The 3,669-nt window shown below is 48.5% G+C and carries 2 tRNA genes and 2 rRNA genes; all 4 read left to right on the forward strand.

Annotation, left to right across the window (positions count from 1 at the left end):
* Position 1 precedes the first annotated feature (1 nt).
* The 4 genes from FE810_RS16910 (at position 2) to rrf (ending at position 3,668) form a co-directional block, all read left to right on the forward strand.
* A tRNA-Ile gene (locus FE810_RS16910) sits at positions 2-78 on the forward strand.
* 99 nt (positions 79-177) lie between these two features.
* Positions 178-253 (forward strand) — tRNA-Ala (locus tag FE810_RS16915).
* 311 nt (positions 254-564) lie between these two features.
* Positions 565-3,451: ribosomal RNA gene (locus FE810_RS16920) — 23S ribosomal RNA — on the forward strand.
* 102 nt (positions 3,452-3,553) lie between these two features.
* Positions 3,554-3,668 (forward strand): 5S ribosomal RNA (gene rrf, locus FE810_RS16925).
* The last annotated feature ends 1 nt before the right edge of the window (position 3,669 follow it).

Below are 3,669 nucleotides of genomic sequence, written 5' to 3' on the forward strand. Positions count from 1 at the left end.
TAGGTCTGTAGCTCAGCTGGTTAGAGCGCACCCCTGATAAGGGTGAGGTCGGTAGTTCAAGTCTACTCAGACCTACCAATTTCCGTTTTTTCTGCGTTATTTACTGTCTCGTTTATTGAATAGATAAACGTCGCCAGTAAATGCCTTGAATAAACGAAAATTGAAACCCACAAAGATGGGGCTATAGCTCAGCTGGGAGAGCGCCTGCCTTGCACGCAGGAGGTCAGCAGTTCGATCCTGCTTAGCTCCACCATTTTCTTCGAAAGAAAGACCAAACCTAAGTTATGGATAGACTATGATTTACGTTTGGTTTTTTTAAACCATGAATTTGCCGAATGCGCGCATCTTCAATGTTCTTTAACAATTTGGAAAGCTGATATTAAACCCGGTGTTTATGTTCAACAACTCGTGTCGCGCGAGGTGTTGGTTCAATATAAACACCAAAAACGGATAACGTAAGTTATCCGGCTAATAATCTTTATGATTATTAATTCTTACTCAAGTAATCTATTAGATTGCGTGAAAATGTCAGACATACAAAACAAAGTTTTCTTTGGGTTGTATGGTTAAGTGACTAAGCGTATGTGGTGGATGCCTTGGCAGTTAGAGGCGATGAAGGACGTGTTAATCTGCGAAAAGCTGAGTTAAGCCGATAAAAGGCGTTATAGGCTCAGATGTCCGAATGGGGAAACCCACCCGTCGTAAGGCGGGTATCGTTAAGTGAATTCATAGCTTAACGAGGCGAACCGGGAGAACTGAAACATCTAAGTACCCCGAGGAAAAGAAATCAACCGAGATTTCCTTAGTAGCGGCGAGCGAACGGGAATTAGCCCTTAAGCGGTTTGTAAGTTAGTGGAATGAGCTGGAAAGCTCAGCGATACAGGGTGATAGCCCCGTACACGAAAATAAACTTACCGTGAAATCGAGTAGGTCGGGACACGAGAAATCTTGACTGAATATGGGGGGACCATCCTCCAAGGCTAAATACTCCTAACTGACCGATAGTGAACCAGTACCGTGAGGGAAAGGCGAAAAGAACCCCTGTGAGGGGAGTGAAATAGAACCTGAAACCGCATACGTACAAGCAGTGGAAGCCCTTCGGGGTGACTGCGTACCTTTTGTATAATGGGTCAGCGACTTATGTTCTGTAGCTAGGTTAACCGAATAGGGGAGCCGTAGCGAAAGCGAGTGTTAACTGCGCGTTTAGTTGCAGGGCATAGACCCGAAACCCGGCGATCTACCCATGGGCAGGTTGAAGGTTGAGTAACATCAACTGGAGGACCGAACACACGTATGTTGAAAAATGCGGTGATGACTTGTGGGTCGGAGTGAAAGGCTAATCAAGCCGGGAGATAGCTGGTTCTCCCCGAAATCTATTTAGGTAGAGCCTCGGACGAACACCATTGGGGGTAGAGCACTGTTAAGGCTAGGGGGTCATCCCGACTTACCAACCCTTTGCAAACTCCGAATACCAATGAGTGCTATCCGGGAGACACACTATGGGTGCTAACGTCCATAGTGGAAAGGGAAACAACCCAGACCGCCAGCTAAGGTCCCAAAGTCATAGTTAAGTGGGAAACGATGTGGAAAGGCATAGACAGCTAGGAGGTTGGCTTAGAAGCAGCCACCCTTTAAAGAAAGCGTAATAGCTCACTAGTCGAGTCGGTCTGCGCGGAAGATGTAACGGGGCTAAACTATGCACCGAAGCTGCGGATTTGAACTTAGGTTCAAGTGGTAGGGGAGCGTTCTGTAAGCCGTTGAAGGTGAACTGAGAAGTTTGCTGGAGGTATCAGAAGTGCGAATGCTGACATGAGTAACGATAAGGGGAGTGAAAAACTCCCCCGCCGAAAGACCAAGGTTTCCTGTCCCATGTTAATCAGGGCAGGGTAAGTCGGCCCCTAAGGCGAGGCGGAAACGCGTAGTCGATGGGAAACAGATTAATATTTCTGTACTTCTTATAATTGCGAAGGAGGGACGGAGCAGGCTAGGCAAGCATGGCGCTGGTTGTCCATGTGAAAGTATGTAGGCTGAGAATTTAGGTAAATCCGGATTCTCTTAAGGCTGAGATACGAGACGAGTGTCTACGGACACGAAGTTGTTGATGCCCTACTTCCAGGAAAAGCTTCTAAGCATCAGATTATAAGGAACCGTACCCCAAACCGACACAGGTGGTTAGGTAGAGAATACTAAGGCGCTTGAGAGAACTCGGGTGAAGGAACTAGGCAAAATAGTACCGTAACTTCGGGAGAAGGTACGCCGGCTAGGGTGATGAGACTTGCTCTCTAAGCCTCGGTCGGTCGAAGTAACCAGGTGGCTGGAACTGTTTATTAAAAACACAGCACTGTGCAAAATCGAAAGATGACGTATACGGTGTGACGCCTGCCCGGTGCCGGAAGGTTAATTGATTGGGTTAGCGCAAGCGAAGCTCATGATCGAAGCCCCGGTAAACGGCGGCCGTAACTATAACGGTCCTAAGGTAGCGAAATTCCTTGTCGGGTAAGTTCCGACCTGCACGAATGGCGTAATCATGGCCACACTGTCTCCACCCGAGACTCAGTGAAATTGAATTTGCGGTTAAGATGCCGTATACCCGCGGCTAGACGGAAAGACCCCGTGAACCTTTACTATAGCTTGACAGTGAACATTGCTCCTACATGTGTAGGATAGGTGGGAGGCTTTGAAACTTTGTCGCCAGATAGAGTGGAGCCAATCTTGAAATACCACCCTTGTATGCGTGATGTTCTAACCTAGGGCCCTTATCGGGCTTGGGGACACTGTCTGGTGGGTAGTTTGACTGGGGCGGTCTCCTCCCAAAGAGTAACGGAGGAGCACGAAGGTTGGCTAAGTACGGTCGGACATCGTACGGTTAGTGCAATGGCATAAGCCAGCTTAACTGCGAGATAGACACATCGAGCAGGTACGAAAGTAGGTCATAGTGATCCGGTGGTTCTGTATGGAAGGGCCATCGCTCAACGGATAAAAGGTACTCCGGGGATAACAGGCTGATACCGCCCAAGAGTTCATATCGACGGCGGTGTTTGGCACCTCGATGTCGGCTCATCACATCCTGGGGCTGAAGTCGGTCCCAAGGGTATGGCTGTTCGCCATTTAAAGTGGTACGCGAGCTGGGTTTAGAACGTCGTGAGACAGTTCGGTCCCTATCTGCCGTGGGCGTTTGAGAATTGAAGAGGGCTGCTCCTAGTACGAGAGGACCGGAGTGGACGAACCTCTGGTGTTCGGGTTGTCACGCCAGTGGCATTGCCCGGTAGCTATGTTCGGAACTGATAACCGCTGAAAGCATCTAAGCGGGAAGCAGGCTTTGAGATGAGTTCTCACTGGGACTTTAAGTCCCCTAAAGGGTCGTTGGAGACTACAACGTTGATAGGTCAGGTGTGTAAGTGCTGCGAGGCATTGAGCTAACTGATACTAATTGCCCGTGAGGCTTAACCATACAACACCAAAGAGAATTGTGTTGTTTGACGCACGTAGTCAATAGATTAAGTAAGAATTAAGAACGCGTTTAATATCAAATTTCCGAATTGTACCAAATTTGTCTAGCGACCATAGCGTTGTGGAACCACCTGATCCCATGCCGAACTCAGAAGTGAAACGCAATTGCGCCGATGGTAGTGTGGGAGTTCCCATGTGAGAGTAGGTCATCGCTAGGCT

It is taken from the genome of Thalassotalea litorea (assembly GCF_005843925.1).
Lineage (GTDB): Bacteria > Pseudomonadota > Gammaproteobacteria > Enterobacterales > Alteromonadaceae > Thalassotalea_A > Thalassotalea_A litorea_A.